This is a genomic window from Thermodesulfobacteriota bacterium (assembly GCA_040758155.1).
GTDB lineage: Bacteria > Desulfobacterota > Deferrimicrobia > Deferrimicrobiales > Deferrimicrobiaceae > UBA2219.
Genome location: JBFLWB010000151.1, coordinates 20,288 through 42,085, shown reverse-complemented (window position 1 = coordinate 42,085; position 21,798 = coordinate 20,288). Strand labels below are relative to the sequence as shown.

Below are 21,798 nucleotides of genomic sequence, written 5' to 3'. Positions count from 1 at the left end.
ACCCCCTCGCCTCCGGTCTTCAACTGTCCCGGGGTGACCGCATGGACATTCACGACGAGGTCGTGCAGCCGTCCGGGCCCGGACAGGCCGGCGTCGAGGGCCGCGTCGAGGACGCTCCTGGATTCCTTAAGCAATTCGGCAATATATGACGCGGAAAGGAACTGAAGGAACCGCTTCGGGCTGATGCCGACCCATCGCGAGAACAGCCGCTGGAAATGGAACCGGCTGAGCCCCGCGGCCCGGGAGACCGCCTCCAGGTCCGGGGGGTTGCGAAAATTTTTTTCGAGGTATAGTATTGCCCTCGTTAAACGTGCGTAATCAGCCGCCTGCATGCTCGACTCCTCTTGCCCTGCCATGCTTCCCGCTGATCACACGATGACACCGGAAGGAAGGGCTGACAACCCGATTCTTGCGATATTCCGCCGCAGGCAGGAGCCCGCGCTGCCGTCGGATCCCCGCCCGGCCAACATAGACCGCGATCGGAATTGAACAAGCCCTTACTCATAACAAACAGCACTACAAGGAGGCAACACGATGTCGGAACAGACCGCGCTGCAAAATCTGCTGGTTTACGCCGTAAAGGGAGTCGGCTACTGGGCGGACATGGCCCGCTGCGTCGGCGCCAAGGACGAGGAAGTCGACCGTTTCTTGATCCAGGCCCTGGCCGCGGCCAATCCCGGCGCCGACGAGATCGTCGCGCTCGTCGGCAAGGCTGTGGAGATGAAGAAGAAGGCGAAGGAGGCCTTCGAGAAGAAGAACGGCCGCGCCTTCAGCGGGTTCCTTCCCGCCGCCGCGAAGCCTTTCGAGCTGCCGGCGGACCGCGCGGGCCAGGTCGGGCTGGGCGAGCAGTTCGGCGCCAAGGACCCCCGGGTACGGCCGGAAATCGCCGCCGTGCGCCAGCAGATTTACGACGGCCTCAAGGCGGTCGCCGCGAAGGGCGCGGGATCGGATGCGGTCTGCGCCGCCGTGGAGCAGGCGCTGGCGAGCCTGGTCAACGACAAGATGGACAAGGAAGAGTACGAGGCGGTCCTGAAGAACGTCGCCGCCGCGAAGTAACGACAAATCCGGGCCGGGCGCCCCGCGCCCGGCGAATCCTCCCCGCAGAACGGGGAAGGCGCGGGAATCGCCCGCGCTTTCCCCGTCCCGCATTTTACGACCGGATGGCCTTGCATCCTTCCCGATTTTCCGGCATCCACCCTTGAGCCAGTCCGTTTTTCCGCCGACGGGCGGAAAAACTTGACCTCCGTCAATGCGGGGCCGCGGCCTTCCGGGTAAATTGGGCGCAAATGGACCGCTTGGGAACCATTTCCAATCAAAGGAGGCAAGACCATGTCGATGTTCTGTTACCAGTGCGAGCAGACCGCAAAGGGAACCGGGTGCACCGTTTCGGGCGTCTGCGGCAAGCCGCCTGACGTCGCGACGCTCCAGGACCTGCTGGTCCACGCCGCGAAAGGGATCGGCTATTGGGCCGACATGGCCCGCGCCGTGGGCGGCAAGGACGAAGAGATCGACCGTTTCGTGATCGACGCGCTGTTCGCCACCGTCACCAACGTCGATTTCGACCCGGACGCCGTCGCGGCCCTCGTCGCGGAGGCGACGCGCGTGCAGAAGAAGGCGAAGGAGCTCTTCGAGAAAAAGAACGGCCGCGCCTTCAGCGGGTTCGTCCCCCCCGCCGCCAAGCCCTGGGAGCTGCCGGCGGACCGCGCGGAGCAGCTCGCGCTGGGCGAGCGGCACGGCGTGAAGGACCCCCGGGCCGACGCCGACATCCACTCCCTGCGCCAGGTCATCCTTTACGGCGTCAAGGGATACGCCGCCTACGCGCACCACGCGCGCGTCCTCGGCAAGGAATCGGAGGAGATCTACGCCTTCACGCACCGGACGCTGGCGAGCCTGATCAACGAGAAGCTCGACCTCGGCGAGTACGTCGGGATCGCCCTGGAGGTCGGCCGCGTCAACTACGTCACGATGGAGCTTCTCAACCAGGCGCACATCGAGCGGTTCGGCTCCCCCGTCCCCACGCCGGTCCAGCTCGGCACGAAGGCCGGCAAGGCGATCCTGGTCTCCGGGCACGACCTGCGGTTCCTCGAGGAGATCCTCAAGCAGACGGAAGGCACCGGCGTCAACGTGTACACCCACGGCGAGATGCTCCCGGCCCACGGCTATCCCGGGCTGAAGAAGTACGCCCACCTGGCCGGCAACTTCGGCGGCGCCTGGCAGGACCAGCACAAGGAGCTCGTCGACTTCCCCGGCGCCATCATCTTCAACACCAACTGCATCCAGCGCCCGGCCGACGGCTACAAGGACCGGCTGTTCACCTGGGGGCTGGTCCGGTGGCCCGGCGTGAAGCACGTCGACGGATGGGACTTTTCCGCGGTCGTCAGGAAGGCGCAGGAGTGCAAGGGATTCGACGAGAAGCCCGGGCAGCAGATCCTCGTCGGATTCGGCCACGACGCGGTGCTCGGCGTGGCCGACAAGGTCATCGACGCGGTGAAGAAGGGGGCCATCAAGCGCTTCTTCGTCGTCGGCGGCTGCGACGGCGCCAAGCCGGGGCGCAACTACTACACCGAGCTGGTGGAGAAAAGCCCCAAGGACACGGTGATCCTTACGGTGGCGTGCGGGAAGTACCGTTTCAACAAGCTGGAGCTGGGCGACATCGGCGGCATCCCGCGGCTGCTCGACGTCGGGCAGTGCAACGACACCTACTCCGCGGTGCGGATCGCCGTGGCGCTGGCCGAGGCCTTCAAGTGCGGCGTGAACGACCTGCCGCTCTCCATCATCCTCTCCTGGTACGAGCAGAAGGCGGTCGCCGTTCTCCTGACGCTGCTGTACCTGGGGATAAAGAACATCAAGATCGGCCCGAGCCTGCCGGCGTTCGTCACGCCCAACGTGCTCAACTTCCTGGTCGAAAAGTACAACATCGGCCCCATCGGCACCCCCGAGGGCGACCTCCAGGCGGCCCTCGGATCATAAAAGCATCGCCGCCGGAAACGGAAAAGGCGCGGGGAGGATTTCCCGCGCCTTTTCCCGCCGCGGAGGCCATGGATGGCCGCCAGGGCCCGCTACCTCCTACGCCACGGGTTCAGTCGTAGCCGGCCTTCCGGCGATTTCCCGGACATCGCCGTCCGCGCCCAACCGATGCCGTAAAGGATCGACGAAAGACCGATGAGGCCGGAGAGCCAGCTCCGCTCCCCCATGCCGAACGCGGCCAGGATCGCGCCGATGCAAAGGGAGGCCGCCGAGAGCAGCGCGGCGCCGGCGCGCCTCGCGAACGACAGGTTCGGCGAGCCGGCCAGCCGGTCCGAGAAATCCAGCGGCGCGGACTCCGCGGGGGATATGACCGCGTAGCGGAGGCTGTCCTTCCTCTTCCCCGTCTTCCCGCGTCTGCCGGTCATGGAACGCTCCGATCGATTCTTCACCCTTATTATTGTCGGGGGAGCCTTCCGCGACAAGGAAATCATTTCAGCCCGCGAGAACCTTTCGCACGACCCGCACGAAGTCCTCGACGCGGTACGGTTTCGGGAGCACCCCGCGGAATCCGTGCGAGAGATGATCCGCCATGATCGGGTCCGAGGAATACCCGCTGGAGACGATCAGCCGCGCGTCCGGGTACGAACGGAGGATCTGGCGGGAGGCCTCCTTCCCTCCCATCCCGGCGGGAATCACCAGATCCATGATGACCAGGTCGAACGGCCTGCCGGCCCGGGCCGCATCGCCGTACATCCGGACCGCCTCTTCGCCGTTCCGGGCGCCCGCCGACTCGCACCCGATGTGCTCCAGGATCCCCTGGGCCATCTCCCGGACCAGGTCCTCGTCGTCCATCACCAGCACCCGTTGTCCGCATTCCGGGGGCGCCGTCCCGCGGAGGTCCTCAGCCGAGGGAGGATGCTCCTCCGACGCGGGAAGGAAAAGGGACGCCGTCGTGCCGCTGCCCGGCTCCGAATCGATGATCAGGTCCCCGCCGTGGCTTTTCAGGATGTGATACGCGATCGTCAGCCCGAGCCCGTTGCGGTTCTCCCGCGTGGTGAAATACGGCTCGAGAACCCGTTCCAGCTCCTCCGGCGGGATGCCCGGGCCGTCGTCCGTCACGTCGACCCGGACGTACCGCCCGGCCTTCAGGGAACCCGTCCCGCCCACCTTCACGGTGACGTTCGCGATCCGGATCCGCACTTCGCCCTTCCCGGACATCGCCTGGACGGCGTTCTGCACCAGGTTGTGGACGGCCTGCCCGACCTGCCCCGCGTCCGCGTGCGCCGCCATCAGGTCTCCGGCGATGTCGTACGAAACGGCGGTCTCCGATCCCCGCGCCGCCGTCGCGGCCGCGTCGCGGACGACGGCGTCGAGGCGGATCAGCTCGCGGACCGGGCTTCCGCCCTTCGAGAAAGTCAGGAGCTTCGTTGCGAGCTCCGAGGCGCCGCCGCAAGCCTTTTCCGCCTCCTCCAGCCGGGCGTACGCGCGGCCGCCGGGGTCGAGGGACTGCTTCCCGAGCGAGATGTTGCCCAGGATCCCCGCGAGGTAGTTGTTGAAACCGTGCGCGATCCCGCCGGCGAGGTTCCCCAGCGACTCCAGCCGCTGCAGCTTCTGCAGCTCCTCTTCCTCCCGCACCTTCTGCGTCACGTCCCGGAAAACGACCACGGTCCCTGCGCTGCCCCCCCTCCCGTCGGGGATCGGGGCGACGCTGTAGTCGACCAGGCGCCGGCTTCCGTTCGGGCAAAGGAGAAACTTCCTGCCGCCGCCGCCCCCGGAGGCCGCTTCCTCCAACGGACCCGGCGGCTCCCGCCCCGCGCCGCCGTCCTGCGTTCGGAAGACCTCGCCGATGGGGCGGCCGACCGCCTCCTCCCGGCTCCAACCCGACACCTGCTCGGCGGACTCGTTCATGAGCTCCACATTCCCCGCGGCGTCGATGGCGATGACGCCGTCGGCGATCGACCGCAGCGTCGTCTGGGCCCGCTCCTTCTCCCGGGCAAGCTGCCCGAGCGCCTTGCGCAGCGCCGCCAGCGGGAGGATCCGGAACGCGTAATAGACCGCCGCGCCGAGGATCCCCCCGAGCAGGAGGAATACGCCCGCCATCCGCAGGAGGGGACGGAGCGACCGCCGGACCTGGAGGACGCCGGCGATGTCCCACCCGCCCGGGATCAGGCTCCCCCGGACGATCACCGGGAGCGCCGGGCGGGAGGCCGTTTCCGCGAGGGTGCGCCCGTCGTCGCCCACGATGCGGCAGTACTCCGCGTCGCCGACCGTCACCCGCCGTTCCAGGAATTCGAGGGCGCGGGCCAACCGCTCCTCCGGCGTTCCCGCCGGCCCGCCGACGATCCGCCCCACCTCGCGCGCGGTCACGTCCGCCTCCACCCGCATGGCGGCGTCGAGCGACTTGTAGGCGATCGCGAAATACACGGCGGGGGTCGACAGGATCACGACCGCGGCGGCGACCGCGGCGAGCCAGCCGATGACCCGGGACACGTCCCGGTCCTGGGCCGCCATGGCCTTGCGCAGATTCTTTTTCAGCCCGATGCCCGGCTTCACGGTCCCTTCGCCGCTTCCAGCACCGCCGCGTAGTCCGGCTCCGACGTGATCTCCTTCACGTGCTGGACGTACCGGACCGTGTCGGTCCCGTCCACGACGAAGATCGACCGGGAAAGCAGCTTCAGCTCCTTGATGAGCACGCCGTACGCCTGGGCGAAGGAGCGGTCCTGGTAATCGGAAAGCGTCCGGACCTTGTCGATCCCGGCGGCCGCGCACCACCGTTTCTGGGCGAAGGGGAGGTCGAGGCTGACCGTAAGGACGACGACGTTGTCGGGAAGCTTCCCCGCCTCCTCGTTGAACCGGCGCGTCTCGGTGTCGCAGACCGGCGTGTCGAGCGACGGGACCGCGCTGATGATCTTCACCTTCCCGCGGAAGTCCGCGAGCGAGACGGGCTCCAGGCCGGTGCCCACCACCCGGAAATCGGGCGCCTTGTCCCCCGCCTTGATCTCGGGCCCCAGCAGCGTGACGGGATTCCCCTTGAACGTCACCACGCCTTTCCTCTCCTGCATGGCCTCTCTCCTCTCTCTCAGATCCCGAATACCCGTTCCTTCATCCCCCTCGCCATGATCAGCATCAGGGTCAGGTACTCCCTTAGATGCCGGGTCAGCAGGAAGTTTTCCCGCACCAGCTCGCGCGCGGTCGCCCCCATCTCGCCGATCCGGTTCCGGTTGTGGAGCAAATAGCGGATCCGGTGGGCCGCTCCTTCCGGCGTGTTCACGAGGAAACCGGTGTGATGGTTCACCACCTGGAGGCGGATCCCCCCGGTGTCTCCCCCGATGACCGGCTTCCCCTTCCACATCCCCTCGGTCACGGTCAGCCCGAAGCCTTCCCGCGTGGATTTCTGAAGGACGATGTCCGCGAGCCGCTGCAGCGCGTTGATCGTCCGGTGGGAGGTCGGCGGCAGGAGCAGGACGTGGATGTCCGGATCGCCCTCCGCCGCCTCCATCACGTCGTCCAGGACCGCCGCCCCTTCCGGGTCGTCCGTGGCGCCGCCGCCCGCCAGCACGAGCTGGACGGGCGCGACCTTCCGGACCAGCCGGTACGCCGCGATCACGCCCACCGGGTCCTTGAACCGGTCGAACCGGGAGACCTGCACGAGAAGCGGGCGCTCCGGGTCCAGCCCGTACTCGGCCCGCACCGCCTCGATCTCCGCCGGATCGAGATCCCGGTTCTTCTCGCTCAGCGGGTTGATGCTCGGCGGCACCAGGAACTGCGGATGGGGCAGGAGCTGGGCGAACTCCGCCATCGAGAAGATGGAGGCGTCGTACCGCTCGACGAACGGCTTGAGCCCTTTCCAGACGGGGCGGAACGGGCGGCTGATGTCGATGTGGGCGCGCCAGATCCATCTCCCCTTCCGCCCGCCGCAGAGTTTCAGGAGGGGCGCCGGCTGCGGATCGTGGATGACGACGACGTCCGCTTCCTCGAGCACCGGGCGCAGCCGCTCGGAATTCACGGCGTTCACGTCCTCGTAGACCTTCCAGTCCTTCGCGGAAACCGGAACGGGGTGCCCCTGGAGCCCGTTGTGCACGGCCTTGGTGAAATCGAAGAACCGCGGCTCCCCGTGGATGACCTCCCAGGACGCCTTGAGCCCCAGGTCGTTCATGAGCGGAATCATCCACTCGAGGATCTCCGCCACCCCCCCGCCCTCGCGGGTGGAGTTCACGTGGACGATGCGGGTGCCGGCGAGCTTCTCCCCCAGTTGGCGAAGCTGCCGCACGACGGCCGATCCGACGACGCCCTCGTAAGAGGAAAGCTGGAGGTTCATTTCGCCTCCTTCACGCACACCAGGACGCGCGCGATCTCGCGGCGCAGCGCCCCGAGGCTGTTGAAGTAGATCTCGATCCCCCCCAGCGCCTCCAGGCATCCCCGATACTTCTCCCCCCATTGCGCGAGCCACGCCGAGAAGTCGTCCATGCCGAAGGGCGGCCGGCGGCGGGCCTCCAGGAAGTGGTAGTAGACGCTGCTGTTGGTCATCTTCCGGATGGTGGCGGCCAGCCGGGAAGGATCGCGGATCAGCGTCCCCTCCCGGTACACGACGGTGTTCGCCTCCATGAAGAAGAACTCGTCGCCGGCCCGCGCCCACGGGATCATGGTCAGCTCGCCGAGCCGCTCGTCGATCACCTCCAGCGTCGCCGCCCTCAGCTCTTCCATGGACGGAAAGGAGTACGGGTCGAGGATGCCCAGCCGCTCCGCGAGCACCCGGTCTCCGAGGTACAGCTTCGCCCAGACGGCGAAGTCGTTCCGGTAGTCGGGGTTGTCGAACGTGGTCCGAAGCGTCGTCTCGCAGAAATGGTGGTACAGGACGTTCTCGCCGCAGACCGCGATCCGGTCCCGCAGCTCCCGCAGGTTGATGGCGGGCGGGATGCCGCTCATCCGCGTGAGGAGCGCGCAGTCCATCACTTCGAACGGTGTCATATCGCCTCCGCAAGGTCGCGGACGGCCCGCGCAAGGGCCTCCGGACCGTCCACGGACCGCGCCCCGCGCACGCGGACGCGGCCCCCGACGCAGAACGCGGTCCCTCCCTTCTTCAGGACCCACCGCATCGCGACGGCGTCGTTTTCATCGTCCCCCGCATACAGGATGCGGTCCGCGGAGGGGTCGAACTTCAGGAGCCGGCAGAGCCGCCGTACGCCGAACGACTTGCTCACGTTGGGGAAAAGCTGCACCTCGACCGCGCATGCGCCCCGGTAAGGGCGGATCCCCGGGACGGCGCCGAGTTCCGCAAGGAGCGGCTCCAGCATGGGAACCGCGTCCGGAAGGACCCTCCGGTAATGCACGGCCACCGACCACTTCTTGTCCTCGATTTCGACGCCGGGAAAGACGGAGAGGCGGTTCAGGACCGGAGCGAGCCGCTTCCGGACCGAATCCCGGCGCTTCTCCACCGGGTCGCCGGGCAGGAGCCGGATCCCTCCGGGGAAGCGCCAGGACAGCCCGCTGGCGCCTCCGAGGATGACGCCCGGCAAAGGGATGCGGCCCGCGAGGTCCTCGATCTCGCGGCTGGAGACGATCGCGGCGAGGTGCCCGTTCGTCCCCGAGAGCGTTTCGAGAAGCTGCCGGCAGGCCGGGTGAAGGCAGGCGGCCTCCCGGTCGGGAACGAGGGGGGAAAGAGTCCCGTCGAAGTCGAACGCCCAGAGGTTCACTTCTCCTCCCAAACCGGGGATTCCCATCCATTGTACCGCGGGGCCGGCCGGCATTCCCCTCTATGCGGGGCTTTCCGGCTCCTGGAAGGGCGAGAGGCTCTTCTGATAGGCGTTCAGCACGTCGCTGCGGCGGATCACGCCGATCATCTTCCGCTCATGGGGATCGGAGACGACCGGGAGCTGCACGGCGTTCCGGTATGCGAATTTGTTCAGCGCGTCGAGCAGCGTCTCTCCGGGCATCACCGCCACCGGGTCCGGGGTCGCCACGTCCGTCGCGCGGATTCCGGGCCACTTCTCCTGGTCCTTCAGGTGGGGGCGCAGGTCGGTGAAGGCGATCACCCCACGGAGCTCTCCCCGATCCCCGGTAAGGTAGAGGTGGTCGATCCGGCTCCCGAAGAAAGCGGCGGCGACCTCTCCGAAGGGGGCCGCGGGATCGACCGGATCGAACTCCCTCCGCATCACGTCCCGGACCAGGAGGCGCCGCAGGACGCTCTCCTCCCTTCCCGCCACCAGGTCGACGCCCATCTTGTGCAGCTTGTAGGTATAGAGGGAGTGGCGCGAGAACTGGTGGGCGACGCCCATCGAGATGACGACGGCCGTGAGCAGCGGGAGGATGATCCGGTAGTTGCCGGCCATTTCGAACACGATCAGGATCGACGTCATCGGCCCGCCGATGACGGGGGCGAGGAACGACGCCATCCCGATCAGGGCGCATCCGGAGGGCAGGGCGAACGGGTCCGGGAACAGCGGGCTGGCCACGCTCCCTATGCTCGCTCCCGTCACCGCGCCGATGAAGACGCAGGGCCCCAGGACGCCGCCCGAGCCGCCGGAGCCCAGGGAAAGGGAAGTCGCCAGGATTTTCAGGAAGGCGATCAGCAGCAGCAGCGCCCAGGGGATGTATCCCCAGAGGGCCTCGTCCACGGTGGCGGTATCCGTCCCGAGGACGTTGGGGAAGAAGACCGCGATGAAGCCCGTCAGGGCGCCTCCGAGCGCCGGCTTCAGCCAGAGGGGCGCCCGAAGCGACGAGAACATCTTCTCCGAGGATTCGAGCATCCGCATGAAGAGGACCGCCGCAAGGCCGCAGACGATCCCGAGCGGGACGCTCAGCAGGACCGCCTCCCCGCTTCCGAGGATGTAGCGGGGCACCTCGAACACCAGGACGTTTCCCAGCAGCTCCCGCATGACGATCGTCGAGACGACGGACGAGACGACGATCGGGGCGAACGTCGCCGCGGAGAAATCGCCGAGGAGGACTTCCAGGCTGAAGAACACGCCGCCGATGGGGGCGTTGAAGACCGCCGCGATCCCGCCGGCCGCCCCGCACGCCACGAAGCTGCGCATGCGGCTCGCGGAGACCTTCAGGAACTGCCCGACCGCCGACCCGATGGCCGCCCCGATCTGGGCGATCGGCGCCTCGCGCCCCACCGAGCCGCCGGAGCCGATGGTGACGGCGGAGGTGACGGTGCGCAGCCCCACGGTCCGCGGGCTCAGGATCCCCCCGTGCAGCGCGATGGTCTCCATCGCGCTCGGCACGCCGTCCCCCTTGGCCTCCTTCGGGTACCTCTGGATCAGCGGGCCGATCAGGAGCCCCCCAAACATCGGGATGAGGAACACGAGCTCCCGGGGCCTCCCCATGGCCTGGAAGACCTTGCCGAAGAAGATCCCCTCGAAGAAATGGATGGCCTTGATGAACAGGACGCCGCCCAGCCCCGAAAGCGCGCCGATGACCGTCGCCATCAGGATGTGGAAGACCTGGTCGCCGATGCGGAACCGCTCGAGGAGGCGGTAGACCTGCCTCCTGCCCCAGGCGGAGGCTTCCTGCAGCCGGGTTCCCGCCCGCCCCGGCACCCGCGGATCGACGTCATCAGACAAGGGGGCGATTCCTTCCTTTCCGGGAAATATCGATCATGGCTTATTTTAAAATACATTAGCAGGATCATCCGGCAAGCCGAAAGGAACCGGCCGATGCTTTTCGCCGTCCTGTCGGGATTCGTCCTGGCATTGTTCGCGCCATGGATTTATCGCCGCGCCCCCCGCGGGGCCGCATGGATCCTTGCCCTCCTTCCCCTCGGGCTCACGCTCTATTTTCTCGGCTTCGCGGGGACGGTGGCCGGTGGGGAAGTCCTCCGGTCATCCCGTCCCTGGGCGCCGTCCCTCGGCGTTTCCCTCTCGTTCTCCCTCGACGGCCTGGCGCTGCTGTTCGCCCTGCTGATCGGCGGGATCGGGACGGCGGTCGTCGTCTATTCCGGCGGATACCTGGAGGGGCATCCGCACGCCGGAAGGTTCCACGCCTATACCCTCGCGTTCATGGCGTCGATGCTGGGCGTGGTCCTTTCCGACAACCTGCTCCTGCTGTTCGTCTTCTGGGAGCTCACCAGCGTCAGCTCCTACCTGCTCATCGGTTTCGACCACGAGCGTGAAAAGGCCCGGAAGGCCGCGCTGCAGGCGCTCCTCGTGACGGGAGGCGGCGGGCTGGCGCTCCTTGCGGGGTTTCTGCTTCTGGGGGAAGCCGGAGGCTCCCTGGAAATTTCGGAGATCTCCGGCAGGGGCGACGTCGTGCGCGGCAGCCCGCTTTACCTTCCGATCCTGGCCCTGGTGCTGATCGGGGCGTTCACGAAATCGGCCCAGTTCCCGTTCCACTTCTGGCTGCCCAACGCCATGGAGGCCCCGACCCCGGCGAGCGCCTACCTCCATGCCGCGACCATGGTGAAGGCGGGGATCTATCTCCTGGCCCGCCTGAGCCCTGTGCTGGGAAACGACCCGGCCTGGCAGATCCCCGTAACGGCCGTCGGCGCCCTGACCATGCTGGCCGGAGCATGGATCGCGCTGCAGCAAACGTATTTCAAGCTCCTCCTGGCCTGGTCGACGGTGAGCGCCCTGGGGGCCTTGACGATGATGCTGGGGCTCGGGACCGGGCCGGCGGCCGCCGCGGCGGTCCTGTTCCTTCCGGCCCACGCATTTTACAAGGGTTCCCTCTTCCTCGTGGCCGGGGCCGTCGACCATGCCGCGGGGGAGCGCGACGTCACACGGATTTCCGGGCTCGGAAGGACGATGCCCGTCACCGCGGCCGCCGCGATGGCCGCCGCCGCCTCGATGGCCGGGCTACCCCCGCTCCTCGGGTTCCTCGCGAAGGAAGGGCTGCTGGGAGGCGCCCTCTCGGCGCCGGCCGCGGCGCCCGCGCTCCTCGGCGCCGTGGCGCTGGCCGGGGCGGCCTACGTCGCGATCGCCGGCATCGCGGGGGTCCGGCCGTTCATCGGCCCGGCATCGGGGACGAACGCCGAAACGCGCGAAGCGCCGGTTACCCTGTGGCTCGGGCCGTCGCTCCTGGCGCTGCTCGGAGTTCTGGGGGGTCTGCTGCCCGGCGCGGCCGCCCCCCTTCTCTCGGCGGCGGCCTCCGCGATTCTCGGCGCGGAACACGATGTCCGGCCCGCGCTGTGGCACGGCTTCGATTCGCTGCTGCTCCTGAGCGCCGCGGCGGTCGCGGGCGGGATCGGCATCTACGCCGCCCGGAATCGGCTGCGATCCCTTCGTTCCCGCTGGGGGCGTCTCGGAAGGAGCGGACCGTCCTCATGGTACGACGCGGGAATGGAAGGGCTGATTCTCCTCGCCCGGGGCCAGACCCGCCTGCTCCAGAGCGGCTCCCTCCGGACCTACCTCATCATCGTCGTCGGTGCAATGCTTGCGCTGGCGGGGCACGCGTTGGTCCGCGGCGGCCCGCGGCTCGCCGCCCCGCTTTCGGGCGCCCGGTTCTACGAGCTGTGCCTCGCGCTCCTCGTGCTGGTCGCCGCGGCCGCCACGGTGCGCTCCCGGTCGCGCCTTGCCGCGGTGGCGTCCCTCGGGGCCGTCGGGTACGGCATCGCCCTCATCTTCATCCTTCGAGGCGCGCCCGACCTCGCGATGACGCAGTTCATCGTGGAGACCGTCACCGTCGTGCTCTTCGTGCTGGCGCTGCATCATCTGCCGCAGTTCTCGAGACTCTCGACCCGGGGAGCGCAGGCACGGGACGCGATCGTCTCCCTCCTCGCCGGGGGTCTGATGACCGTCTTCGTCCTGGCCGCAGCCGGAGCGCGGCACCTCCCCTCCATCTCCGGCTACTTCGCGGAAGCGAGCGTCCCGATGGCGCGCGGACGCAACATCGTCAACGTCATCCTGGTGGACTTCCGCGGCCTGGACACGCTGGGGGAGATCACCGTGCTCGCGGTGGCGGGGATCGGGGCCTGGGCCCTGCTGAAGCTGCGCCTGAAACGGGAGGAGAAGCCGTGAGTTCCCTCATCCTCCGCACGGCATGCCGGTTCGTCTTTCCCCTGCTGGTGCTCTTCTCCGTGTTCCTCCTGGTCCGGGGACACAACGAGCCGGGAGGCGGTTTCGCGGGAGGTCTGGTGGCCTCGGCGGCGTTCGCGCTGGTGGTCATCGCCTACGGCCCCGCTGCCGCGCGGAAGAGTCTGCGGGTCCGCCCCTCGACGTTGATCGGGACCGGCCTGCTGACCGCCGCGGGAAGCGGGATGCCGGCCCTGTTCCGGGGGGAACCCTTCATGACGGGGCAATGGCGGACGCTCGAACTTCCCGCATCGGGCCCGGTTGCGCTCGGCTCTCCGCTGCTGTTCGACGTCGGCGTCTACCTGGTCGTCTTCGGCGTGGTCCTGAACATCGTGCTTTCGTTCGCCGAGGAGGATTGAATGGAAACCGTCCTTGCCTTCGTGGTGGGCGGACTCTACGCGGCCGGGATCTACCTGATGCTGCGGCGAAGCCTCGTCAAGCTGCTCCTCGGACTGGCCCTGCTCAGCCACGCCGCCAATCTCCTCATCTTCACGGTCGCGGGATTCCACGGAGACCGCCCGCCGCTGGTCCCCGAAGGGAGCGAAGCGCTCGCCCAGCCCCATGCGGACCCGCTCCCGCAGGCGCTGATCCTGACCGCCATCGTCATCAGCTTCGCCGTGCTCGCGTTCGGCCTCGCACTGTTCCATCGCGCCTACCGGGAGATCGGGACGGACGACCTCGACCGGATGAAGGCGACCGACACATGAGCCTCCTCCCCGTGCTGCCGGTCCTGATCCCGCTTTGCGCCGCGGCCCTTTCGCTGGTCGCCGGACGCTCGCGGCGGCTCCAGCGGCTGCTGGGGACGGCGGGGGCATTCGCCGGCCTGGCGGCCGCCCTGGCGCTGCTCGCGGCCGTGGACCGGGACGGGATCGTGGTCCTGCGGATGGGGAACTGGCCCGCCCCTTTCGGCATCGTCTTCGTGGCGGACCTCCTGGCGGCGATCCTGGTGACGGTCGCGGCGGTCATCGGTTCCGCGGTGGCGGTCTATTCCCTGGGAAGCATGGAGCCGGAAAGGGAAGCGCACGGCTACTATCCGCTGCTCCTCGTCCTGCTGATGGGGGTGAACGGCGCCTTCCTGAGCGGCGACATCTTCAACCTCTACGTCTGGTTCGAGGTGATGCTGATCGCCTCCTTCGTGCTCCTCGCGCTGGGGGGGGAACGGCACCAGATGGAGGGCGCCGTCAAGTACGTCACCCTCAACATGGTCTCCTCGGTCCTGTTCCTCGCGGCGGTGGGGATCCTCTACGGCACCATGGGGACCCTGAACTTCGCCGACCTCGCGGTGAAGCTCCGGAGCATGGAAAACCCCGGCTTCCCGAACGCCCTGGCCATGCTCTTCCTGGTCGCGTTCGGCATCAAGGCGGCGATCTTTCCCCTGTTCTTCTGGCTGCCCGCCTCGTACCACACGCCGCCGGTCGCGGTTTCCGCCGTCCTCGCCGGCCTTCTCACGAAAGTGGGCGTCTACGCGCTGATCCGCGTGTTCACCCTCCTCTTCGTCCGGGACACCGCCTACACGCATGGCCTGATTCTCCTTCTCTCCGGGCTCACGATGGTCACCGGCGTCCTCGGCGCGGCGGCGCAGTCCGATTTCCGGCGGATCCTTTCCTTCCACATCGTCAGCCAGATCGGCTACATGATCATGGGACTCGGGCTCTTTTCGCCGCTCGCCCTCGCAGGATCCGTCTTCTACATGGTCCACCACATCCTCGTGAAGGCGAACCTGTTCCTGATCAGCGGGATCGTCCACCGGGAGCGGGGGAGCTTCTCCCTGGAAAACCTGGGAGGGCTTTACCGGGACCGCACTGCCCTTGCGATCCTGTTCCTGGTTCCCGCGTTCTCGCTCGCCGGGGTGCCTCCCCTGTCCGGATTTTTCGCCAAGCTCGCGCTCGTCCGGGCGGGGCTCGATCTGCGCAGCTACGCGATCGTGGCCGCCGCCCTCGTCGTGGGGCTGCTGACGCTGTTCTCGATGACGAAGATCTGGGCCGAGGCGTTCTGGAAACCTGCTCCCGCGAAGGCGACAGCCGAAGGGTTCCCGGCCGGAGCCGCCCTTTATCTTCCCGCCGCGCTTCTCGCGGCCCTGACGATCGCGATCGGGCTCTGGCCCGGGCCGCTCTTCGACCTGGCCCAACGGGCCGCCGGCCAGCTGACCGACCCCGCGGGATACATCCGCGCGGTCCTGGAGGGGAATCCATGAAGGAAATACTTTCCAATCTCCTGCTGGCGCTGACCTGGGCCGCCATGACGGGCGAGGTGACGGGAGTCGACCTCTTCACGGGCTTCCTGCTGGGGTACCTGATCCTCTACTTCGCGCAGGACCTGCTCGGCCTCTCCCTGAAGACGCTGAAGATCGGACCCCTCGCGGCGCTGGCGGCGCATTTCCTCCGCGAACTGGTGGCGGCCAACCTCCGGGTGGCGTACGACGCCGTGACGCCGCGGCACCGGATGCGGCCGGGAGTGATCGCCCTCCCGCTCGAAGCGAAGACCGACGAGGAGATCACGTTCCTGTCCAACCTGATTTCGCTGACGCCGGGCACGCTCGTCCTCGACGTTTCCCCGGACCGGAAGCGCCTCTTCATCCACGTCATGTACGTGGACGAACCGGACGCCGTCCGCCGGAGAATCAAGGAAGGGCTGGAGCGGCGGCTTCTGCGGGCGATGCGATGACTCCCGAGCTGCCGAAGCTGGTCCTTTACGCCTGCACGCTGTCGCTGGGGATGCTTTCCCTGGCGTTGTTCCTCGGCCTGGCCCGCCTCCTGCGGGGACCCAACATCGCCGACCGCGTGGTGGCGCTCGACCTCCTGGCGCTGTTGGCGGTGGGCGTCATCGTCGCGTACGCCATCCTCGCATCCCAGCCGATCCTCCTGAGATCCGCGGTCATCCTTGCGCTGCTGGCGTTCCTCGGCACGGTGGGATTCGCATACTACATCGGGGAAGGGAGGCAGCCGTGAAGGATGCCGCGACCGCGATCCTGCTCTGTCTCGGATCCGCGTTCATGCTGCTCGGGGCCGTGGGAGTGTTCCGCTTCCCCGACCTCTACAGCCGACTTCAGGCGTCGACGAAGGCCGTCACCCTCGGAGTCAGCCTCATGATCCTGGCCCTGGTGATCCATTACGCCGATTTCGGGATCACCGTCTCGGCGCTCCTGGTCATCGCCTTCTTCTTCCTGACCGCCCCGGTCTCCGCGCACATGATCGCGCGGGCGGCCTACTTCACGGGGGTGCCTCTCTGGGGAGGGGAGATCCCTGACGAGCTGCGGCACGCGTACGACGTGTCGCCGGAAGGAGAGCCGAAAGCATGACCTCCCGGTCCGGCAGGGAGATGCGGGAGCTGCGGCGGCTGGCGCTGGTGCGCGGGGTGCAGACCTCGTATTTCGACATCCGCAGGACGCGCAGAATCCCTCCTCCGGAAACGCTCCTTGCGGTGCTTCGCGCGCTCGGCGAACCGCTGGAAACGTTCCGGGACGCCCCGGACGCGCTCCAGCGCGCGGAAGAATCCGCGTGGAACCGCTTCTGCCCCCCCGTCTGCGCGGCCTGGGACGGCGTTCCGGCGCCGCTCGCGCTGCGCGTCCCCCGCGCAGCGGGGGATTCCCGCGCCCGGATCCGCATCTCCCTGGAGGAAGGGAAGAAACTCGAATCCGGCTGCGACCTGTCGCGCCTCCCGGTTGCGGCCGCCGGGAAGGGGGCCGCGGGGGATTGCGTGGAGAAAAGGGTCCCCCTCCCGTGGAAGCTGCCGCCGGGATGCCACGCGCTCCGCGTGGAGCTGCGCGGCATGCGTGCGGATGCGACGGTCGTTTCCGCTCCGCGCCGCGCCTGGTCGCCTCCGGAAACGGAGCGGAGCGGCTGGGGAGTGTTCCTGCCGTTGTATGCCCTCCACTCCCGGAGAAGCCCGGCCGGGGGAGACCTGACGGACCTGCGCTCCCTTGCGGATTGGGTGGAAGGGTTGGGCGGCGGTGCGGTGGCGACGCTCCCGCTGCTATCGGCGTGCGCGCCGGAGCCGTTCGAGCCCAGCCCGTACTCCCCCTGCAGCCGCCTCGCCTGGAACGAGATCTACCTCGACGTCGAGCGCGCCCCCGGTTTCGCGGAGTGTCCCGAGGCTCGGGCGCTGCTGTCTTCCGCCTCGTACCGGGAGGAAGCGGAAGGGGCCCGGAAATCGCCTCTCGTCGACCACCGCCGCCTCCTTGCGCTGAAACGGAGCGTGCTGGAGCCGCTCGCCCGCCGATTCTTCCGGGACGGCTCCGATGCGGGCGAAGGGTATCGCCGGTTCCTCGCGGAGAATCCGCACATCGAGGATTACTCCTCCTTCCGGGCGGCGTGGGACGGCCGCGGAGCCCCCTGGCCCGCGTGGCCCTCCCCCCTTCGGGACGGGATCCTCCGGGAGGACGACTTCCCCGCCGAGGGAAAGCGGTACCACCTGTTCGTCCAATGGGCGCTCCATCGGCAGCTCCGGGAGCTGTCGTCCGGCCCCCGGAAGCCGCTGTACCTGGACCTCCCGCTCGGGACCGCGTACGACGGGTACGACGTGTGGAGGAACCGGGATCTGTTCGCGCTCGACGCGTCTTCGGGGGCGCCTCCGGACGATTTCTTCACCAGGGGGCAGGATTGGGGATTCCCCCCGCTCCACCCGGGGCGGAGCGGGGATCGGGGGCACGCCTACTTCCGCGCGTGCCTGGCGAGCCAGATGCGTTACGCGGGGACCGTGCGGATCGACCACGTCATGGGGCTGCACCGCTTCTTCTGGATCCCCAAAGGCGCGGGCCCCGGGGAGGGGACGTATATCCGGTACCCCGCGGAGGAGCTGTACGCCGTCGCCTGCCTCGAATCGAACCGGCACGGAACCCGCGTCGTGGGGGAGGACCTGGGGACGGTTCCACGATATGTGCGCCCCGCGATGGCGCGGCACGGGATCCGGCGGATGTTCGTCGCGCAGTTCGGGATGTCGCCGAAGCCGGAAAGGGCCCTCGCCGGGATCCCGAAGGGCTCCGTCGCCGCCGTGAACACCCATGACATGCCTCCCTTCGCCTCCTTCTGGAAGGGATCGGACATCGACGACCGGGTCTCCCTCGGGCTCCTCGACCCGGCGGGCGCTGTCCGGGAAAAGGCGCTGCGGAGGAAGGTCGTCGAAGCCCTGTCGGAATACTTCCGCAGGAAGGGGAGGCTGCCGGGGAAGGCGGGGAATCCCGGGGCGGAAAGGGCGCTGCGCGCCGCGCTCGCGCACCTTGCGGAAAGCGGCGCCGAAACCGTGATCGTGGGGCTGGAGGATCTCTGGCTGGAGCCGGCGCCGCAGAACACACCGGGCACATGGAAGGAGCGCTCCAACTGGGTGCGGAAGTGCCGGTTCTCCTTCGAGGAGTTCCGGGAGATGCCGGAGGTCGTCCGCGTCCTGGAGGAGATCGGCCGGATCCGGGTGACCGGTCCGGCGTTCGGTTGTACCATCGGGGGATGCATGTCCAATCCGGACCGGAGGCGCCGATGATCCAGGGTTTCCTGAACCGCGTGGTCTACTACAACCGGATCTCCGACTACCTGCTGTTCCTGGCGATTTTCGCCGGCGGATTCCTCGTGGTGAAGATCGCGCAATCCGTCCTGACGCGCCGGCTGAAGGCCTGGGCGCTGAAGACCGAGACCCATTTCGACGATTTCCTCATCGACAGGATCCGCTGGACCGGCGTCCCGCTGGCCTGCCTCGCGATCGCCAAGTCCTCCCTGGAGGTCCTGCGTCTCACGCCGCGGGCCGCCCGGATCATCGACACGGCCGGGATCGTCATCGCCGGTCTGCTGGCCATCCTCTTCGTCGTCGCGCTGGTCCGGTTCGCCTTCCGGGAATACCTGCGGAAGCAGGGGGCGGACGCATCGAGGGAGCGCGCCCTGAAAGGAGTCGTCGTCCTCGCGGACGCCGCGATCTGGATCGTCGGCGCCCTCTTCCTGCTCGACAACATGGGGTTCGAGATCTCCGCCGTGGTCGCGGGGCTCGGGGTCGGCGGGATCGCCGTGGCGCTCGCCGCCCAGGCCGTCCTCGGCGACCTGTTCGCCTATTTCACGATCCTGTTCGACCGGCCCTTCGAGATCGGCGACTTCATCATCGTGGGGGACCAGATGGGCACGATCGAGCGTTTCGGGATCAAGACCACGCGGATCGCCGGGCTCGGCGGGGAGCAGATCGTCGTGTCCAACAAGGACCTGACCGACTCGCGGGTCCGCAACTTCAAGCGGATGGAGCGGCGGCGGGTCGTGTTCCGCCTCGGGGTGACCTATCAGACGCCGGCGGATGCGCTGGAGGCGATTCCGGCGATCGTCGCGGACGTCTTCCGGGACATCGAGGGGGCGACGCTGGATCGCGCGCACTTCTTTTCCTTCGGGGACTTCAGCCTGATCTTCGAGATCGTTTATTACGTCGAAGGGAACGACTACACGAAGTACATGAACATCCAGCAGGCGGCGAACCTGCGGATCCGCGGTGAATTCGAAAAGCGGAAAATCGAGTTCGCCTACCCGACCCAGACCCTTTACCTGAACAAGGCATGAGCCCGGAAGTCGCGTTCCTCCTGCAGTTCGCCCTGATCCTCGTCCTGGCGCGCGCGCTGGGGGAGGTCATGCAGCGCATCAATCAGCCCGCCGTCCTTGGAGAGCTGCTGGCGGGCATCCTGCTCGGGCCCTCCGTGCTGGGTTGGGCGTGGCCGGAGCTGCAGCGGACCGTCTTTCTGCAGACGGAGCACCTCCAGACCATGTCCTACGTGGGGCTGGTGCTCCTGATGCTGCTGACCGGACTGGAGACCGACGTCCGTAGCATGCGGAACATGGGGCGGACGGCGCTCCTGGCCTCGATCTTCGGCATCGCCGTGCCGTTCGCCTCGGGGATGCTCCTCGGATGGGCCCTGCCGGACTCCTACGCGCTGAAGGGCCCCCTGCCGCTGATGCTCTTCCTCGCCACGGCGATGGGGGTCTCGGCCATGCCGGTGATAGCGAAGATCCTCATCGACCTGAACATGGTCCGGCGCGACCTCGGCATCCTGACGCTCAGCGCGGCCGTCGTGGACGACACCATCGGCTGGATCGTCCTCGCGATGATCTCCGGGATGGTGACCACCGGCGCGTTCGAGCCGTCCCGGCTCGCGGCGACCCTGGGCTGGCTCGTCGCGTTCATGCTGGCGGCGCGGTACCTGCTCTACCCGGGGCTGAAGATGGGGCTGGCGCGGGCGGACCACCTCCTCCGGATCTCCGGCGGCGAGCTGGTGGTCATCGTGGGCGTCACCCTGCTGTGCGGGGCCGCCACCGAGGCGATGCACGTCCACGCGGTGTTCGGCGCCTTCGTGGCGGGCACCCTGGTGCGGCAGTGCCCCACCCTTCGGACCGAGCGGCTGCACAAGCTGGAAAGCGTCACCCTGTCGCTGTTCGCCCCCCTCTTCTTCGGCGAAGTCGGGCTGCGGGTGGACTTCTCGCAGATCCAGGGCTTCCTGCTTCCCGCCGCAGTCCTGCTCATCGCGATCGCCGGCAAGGTGGCCGGCTGCTTCGTCGCAGGGATCCTCGGGCGGCTCCACCCGTGGTCGGCGCTGGCCCTCGGGTTCCTGATGAGCGCCCGGGGCGCCGTGGGGCTGGTGGTGGCGAAGATCGGCCTCGACCTGGGAATACTGAACGTCGAGCTCTTCTCCTGCATCGTCCTGATGTCGATCCTCACCTCCTTCATGGCCCCGGTCCTGGTGAAGACCGTCCACGGGAGGATCCCGGTGACCGAAGAGGAACGGCGGCGCATGGCGCCGGTCCCGGAGACCTTCCTGCCCTCGTCGGCCATGAAGATCCTCGTCCCCGCCGGCGGCGGCCCGAACGCGTTGTCGGCCTCCCACGTCGCGGCCGTGCTGTGCGGCGAGGAGGGAAACCGGGCGACCGCGATCTACGTGGACACGCAGCGGCGGACGCTGCCGGACCGGATCGCGTTCTGGAGAAAACGTCCCAGGATGGACGTCGCCGGGTACTTCGCGGAGATCCAGGCCGCGTCGCCGGGTTCCCGCGGCATGCTGCTCACCCGCGAGGTTCCGTCCGGGAAGGGCGTCCGGGAGACGATCCTGGAAGAAGCGCGGCATGGATACGATTTCCTCTTCCTGGGCGCCTCCATGCACACCCACCCGATCTACAATCCGCTGATCTCCGGCATCGTGAGCGCAAGCCCGGCCCAGGTCGTGATCTTCCGCACCCCCCATTACGGCAGGACGGCTCCCCTTCCCTTCCGGCGGATCCTCGTCCCGACGAACGGCAGCCGGCACGCGGACGCCGCCTACGAGTTCGCTGCCGACTACGCCTGGCGCGTCGGCGCCCGGGTGACGATGCTTTTCTTCGTCCAGTCGCTGGAGCAGAACCCGCTGCTGCCGAGCCTCGGGACCGACCAGGCGGAGATGCGGGCGCACCAGGTCATGCTGGAGAACCTGCAGGGGAGGGTGCCGGAGAAGCTCCGCAGGCATCAGACCGACATTCGCGTCGTGGAGGGGATCTCGCTGATCGCCGCCATCACGGACGAGGTCCGCGAAGGCGGGCACGACCTGGTGATCCTCGGTGCGGAGAACCGCAGCATGACGGAGAGGATCTACTTCGGTCCCGTCGTGGAAGGGTGCCTGGAGCGTCTCGGATGCGCCGTTGCGGTCGTCGTGCCGAGCCGCGGCCTGGGGCGGCGGACGCAGTGATCCGCCCCGCCGAGCCCGCATTTCTCACCAGAGTCCGTAGCGAGGCGGTGGAGACGGGCGTGGCCACAAGGCGTCGCGACCGAGGGCCCCGGAGGCGCACTTGAAAGTGCGTCGAGGAGCCCGACCGAGCGCAACGCAGTAGACATGCACGTA

General features: G+C 68.1%; 20 protein-coding genes. 12 read left to right on the top strand and 8 right to left on the bottom strand.

What is annotated here, in order from left to right:
• On the bottom strand, positions 1 to 332 hold a 332-nt coding region (locus AB1346_10795), incomplete at its 3' end, for an AraC family transcriptional regulator (protein MEW6720925.1).
• Between the two features lie 202 nt (positions 333 to 534).
• Here AB1346_10795 and AB1346_10790 point away from each other — a divergent pair.
• Both AB1346_10790 and hcp read left to right on the top strand, forming a co-directional pair.
• Positions 535 to 1,056: a hypothetical protein gene (locus tag AB1346_10790; protein MEW6720924.1), complete on the top strand. Its 522-nt coding sequence runs from the start codon at positions 535 to 537 to the stop codon at positions 1,054 to 1,056.
• Between the two features lie 279 nt (positions 1,057 to 1,335).
• Complete coding sequence (gene hcp / locus AB1346_10785) at positions 1,336 to 2,970, top strand: hydroxylamine reductase (GenBank protein MEW6720923.1); 1,635 nt, start codon at positions 1,336 to 1,338, stop codon at positions 2,968 to 2,970.
• Between the two features lie 89 nt (positions 2,971 to 3,059).
• On the opposite strand, the gene AB1346_10780 is transcribed toward hcp, so the two are convergent.
• The 7 genes from AB1346_10780 to AB1346_10750 all read right to left on the bottom strand — a co-directional run bounded on the left by AB1346_10780 (position 3,060) and on the right by AB1346_10750 (position 10,532).
• A complete protein-coding gene (locus AB1346_10780) occupies positions 3,060 to 3,392 on the bottom strand; it encodes a hypothetical protein (protein MEW6720922.1) in 333 nt (110 codons plus the stop codon).
• Positions 3,393 to 3,459: 67 nt separating this feature from the next.
• Entirely contained in the window at positions 3,460 to 5,520 is a 2,061-nt protein-coding gene (locus AB1346_10775) for an ATP-binding protein (protein MEW6720921.1), read from the bottom strand.
• The gene (tpx, locus tag AB1346_10770) at positions 5,517 to 6,029 is read right to left on the bottom strand and encodes a thiol peroxidase (GenBank protein ID MEW6720920.1); all 513 of its coding nucleotides are present in this window, start codon (positions 6,027 to 6,029) and stop codon (positions 5,517 to 5,519) included. The genes AB1346_10775 and tpx overlap by 4 nt, the downstream gene beginning before the upstream one ends.
• Positions 6,030 to 6,046: 17 nt before the next feature.
• The gene (locus AB1346_10765) at positions 6,047 to 7,285 is read right to left on the bottom strand and encodes a glycosyltransferase (protein MEW6720919.1); all 1,239 of its coding nucleotides are present in this window, start codon (positions 7,283 to 7,285) and stop codon (positions 6,047 to 6,049) included.
• Positions 7,282 to 7,935 (bottom strand): DUF5752 family protein, encoded by a 654-nt coding sequence (locus AB1346_10760; GenBank protein MEW6720918.1) that lies wholly within the window; start codon positions 7,933 to 7,935, stop codon positions 7,282 to 7,284. Before AB1346_10760 ends, AB1346_10765 begins: the two co-directional genes overlap by 4 nt.
• A complete protein-coding gene (gene otsB / locus AB1346_10755; protein ID MEW6720917.1) occupies positions 7,932 to 8,660 on the bottom strand; it encodes a trehalose-phosphatase in 729 nt (242 codons plus the stop codon). Before otsB ends, AB1346_10760 begins: the two co-directional genes overlap by 4 nt.
• A 60-nt stretch (positions 8,661 to 8,720) precedes the next feature.
• Positions 8,721 to 10,532: a chloride channel protein gene (locus AB1346_10750; protein ID MEW6720916.1), complete on the bottom strand. Its 1,812-nt coding sequence runs from the start codon at positions 10,530 to 10,532 to the stop codon at positions 8,721 to 8,723.
• A 93-nt stretch (positions 10,533 to 10,625) separates the two neighbouring features.
• On the opposite strand from AB1346_10750, the gene AB1346_10745 reads away from it, so the two are divergent.
• Genes AB1346_10745 through AB1346_10700 form a run of 10 tightly spaced genes read left to right on the top strand, consistent with a single transcriptional unit; the run spans position 10,626 to position 21,645 of the window.
• Positions 10,626 to 12,923: a putative monovalent cation/H+ antiporter subunit A gene (locus tag AB1346_10745; GenBank protein ID MEW6720915.1), complete on the top strand. Its 2,298-nt coding sequence runs from the start codon at positions 10,626 to 10,628 to the stop codon at positions 12,921 to 12,923.
• A complete protein-coding gene (locus tag AB1346_10740; protein MEW6720914.1) occupies positions 12,920 to 13,336 on the top strand; it encodes a Na+/H+ antiporter subunit B in 417 nt (138 codons plus the stop codon). Before AB1346_10745 ends, AB1346_10740 begins: the two co-directional genes overlap by 4 nt.
• The gene (locus AB1346_10735; protein ID MEW6720913.1) at positions 13,337 to 13,684 is read left to right on the top strand and encodes a Na+/H+ antiporter subunit C; all 348 of its coding nucleotides are present in this window, start codon (positions 13,337 to 13,339) and stop codon (positions 13,682 to 13,684) included. It begins immediately after the preceding gene.
• Positions 13,681 to 15,171, top strand: a complete 1,491-nt coding sequence (locus AB1346_10730) for a Na+/H+ antiporter subunit D (protein MEW6720912.1) — start codon at positions 13,681 to 13,683, stop codon at positions 15,169 to 15,171. The genes AB1346_10735 and AB1346_10730 overlap by 4 nt, the downstream gene beginning before the upstream one ends.
• Positions 15,168 to 15,641 carry a Na+/H+ antiporter subunit E gene (locus tag AB1346_10725; GenBank protein MEW6720911.1) on the top strand — a complete coding sequence of 158 codons (474 nt, stop codon included), beginning with the start codon at positions 15,168 to 15,170 and terminating at the stop codon, positions 15,639 to 15,641. Before AB1346_10730 ends, AB1346_10725 begins: the two co-directional genes overlap by 4 nt.
• Entirely contained in the window at positions 15,638 to 15,925 is a 288-nt protein-coding gene (locus tag AB1346_10720; protein MEW6720910.1) for a monovalent cation/H+ antiporter complex subunit F, read from the top strand. Before AB1346_10725 ends, AB1346_10720 begins: the two co-directional genes overlap by 4 nt.
• Positions 15,922 to 16,275, top strand: coding sequence for a monovalent cation/H(+) antiporter subunit G (mnhG, locus tag AB1346_10715; protein ID MEW6720909.1), 354 nt, complete (start codon positions 15,922 to 15,924; stop codon positions 16,273 to 16,275). Before AB1346_10720 ends, mnhG begins: the two co-directional genes overlap by 4 nt.
• Complete coding sequence (malQ, locus tag AB1346_10710) at positions 16,272 to 18,449, top strand: 4-alpha-glucanotransferase (GenBank protein MEW6720908.1); 2,178 nt, start codon at positions 16,272 to 16,274, stop codon at positions 18,447 to 18,449. Before mnhG ends, malQ begins: the two co-directional genes overlap by 4 nt.
• Positions 18,446 to 19,498 carry a mechanosensitive ion channel family protein gene (locus tag AB1346_10705; GenBank protein ID MEW6720907.1) on the top strand — a complete coding sequence of 351 codons (1,053 nt, stop codon included), beginning with the start codon at positions 18,446 to 18,448 and terminating at the stop codon, positions 19,496 to 19,498. The genes malQ and AB1346_10705 overlap by 4 nt, the downstream gene beginning before the upstream one ends.
• Entirely contained in the window at positions 19,495 to 21,645 is a 2,151-nt protein-coding gene (locus tag AB1346_10700; GenBank protein MEW6720906.1) for a cation:proton antiporter, read from the top strand. Before AB1346_10705 ends, AB1346_10700 begins: the two co-directional genes overlap by 4 nt.
• Positions 21,646 to 21,798 lie beyond the last annotated feature (153 nt).

What these genes read in the sequence shown, in the direction of transcription:
- AB1346_10790 (MEW6720924.1), top strand. Translation starts at nt 535, where the DNA reads ATGTCGGAACAGACCGCGCTGCAAAATCTGCTGGTTTACGCCGTAAAG.
- hcp (MEW6720923.1), top strand. Translation starts at nt 1,336, where the DNA reads ATGTTCTGTTACCAGTGCGAGCAGACCGCAAAGGGAACCGGGTGCACC.
- AB1346_10780 (MEW6720922.1), bottom strand. Translation starts at nt 3,392, where the DNA reads ATGACCGGCAGACGCGGGAAGACGGGGAAGAGGAAGGACAGCCTCCGC.
- tpx (MEW6720920.1), bottom strand. Translation starts at nt 6,029, where the DNA reads ATGCAGGAGAGGAAAGGCGTGGTGACGTTCAAGGGGAATCCCGTCACG.
- AB1346_10765 (MEW6720919.1), bottom strand. Translation starts at nt 7,285, where the DNA reads ATGAACCTCCAGCTTTCCTCTTACGAGGGCGTCGTCGGATCGGCCGTC.
- AB1346_10760 (MEW6720918.1), bottom strand. Translation starts at nt 7,935, where the DNA reads ATGACACCGTTCGAAGTGATGGACTGCGCGCTCCTCACGCGGATGAGC.
- AB1346_10745 (MEW6720915.1), top strand. Translation starts at nt 10,626, where the DNA reads ATGCTTTTCGCCGTCCTGTCGGGATTCGTCCTGGCATTGTTCGCGCCA.
- AB1346_10735 (MEW6720913.1), top strand. Translation starts at nt 13,337, where the DNA reads ATGGAAACCGTCCTTGCCTTCGTGGTGGGCGGACTCTACGCGGCCGGG.
- AB1346_10730 (MEW6720912.1), top strand. Translation starts at nt 13,681, where the DNA reads ATGAGCCTCCTCCCCGTGCTGCCGGTCCTGATCCCGCTTTGCGCCGCG.
- AB1346_10725 (MEW6720911.1), top strand. Translation starts at nt 15,168, where the DNA reads ATGAAGGAAATACTTTCCAATCTCCTGCTGGCGCTGACCTGGGCCGCC.
- AB1346_10720 (MEW6720910.1), top strand. Translation starts at nt 15,638, where the DNA reads ATGACTCCCGAGCTGCCGAAGCTGGTCCTTTACGCCTGCACGCTGTCG.
- malQ (MEW6720908.1), top strand. Translation starts at nt 16,272, where the DNA reads ATGACCTCCCGGTCCGGCAGGGAGATGCGGGAGCTGCGGCGGCTGGCG.
- AB1346_10705 (MEW6720907.1), top strand. Translation starts at nt 18,446, where the DNA reads ATGATCCAGGGTTTCCTGAACCGCGTGGTCTACTACAACCGGATCTCC.
- AB1346_10700 (MEW6720906.1), top strand. Translation starts at nt 19,495, where the DNA reads ATGAGCCCGGAAGTCGCGTTCCTCCTGCAGTTCGCCCTGATCCTCGTC.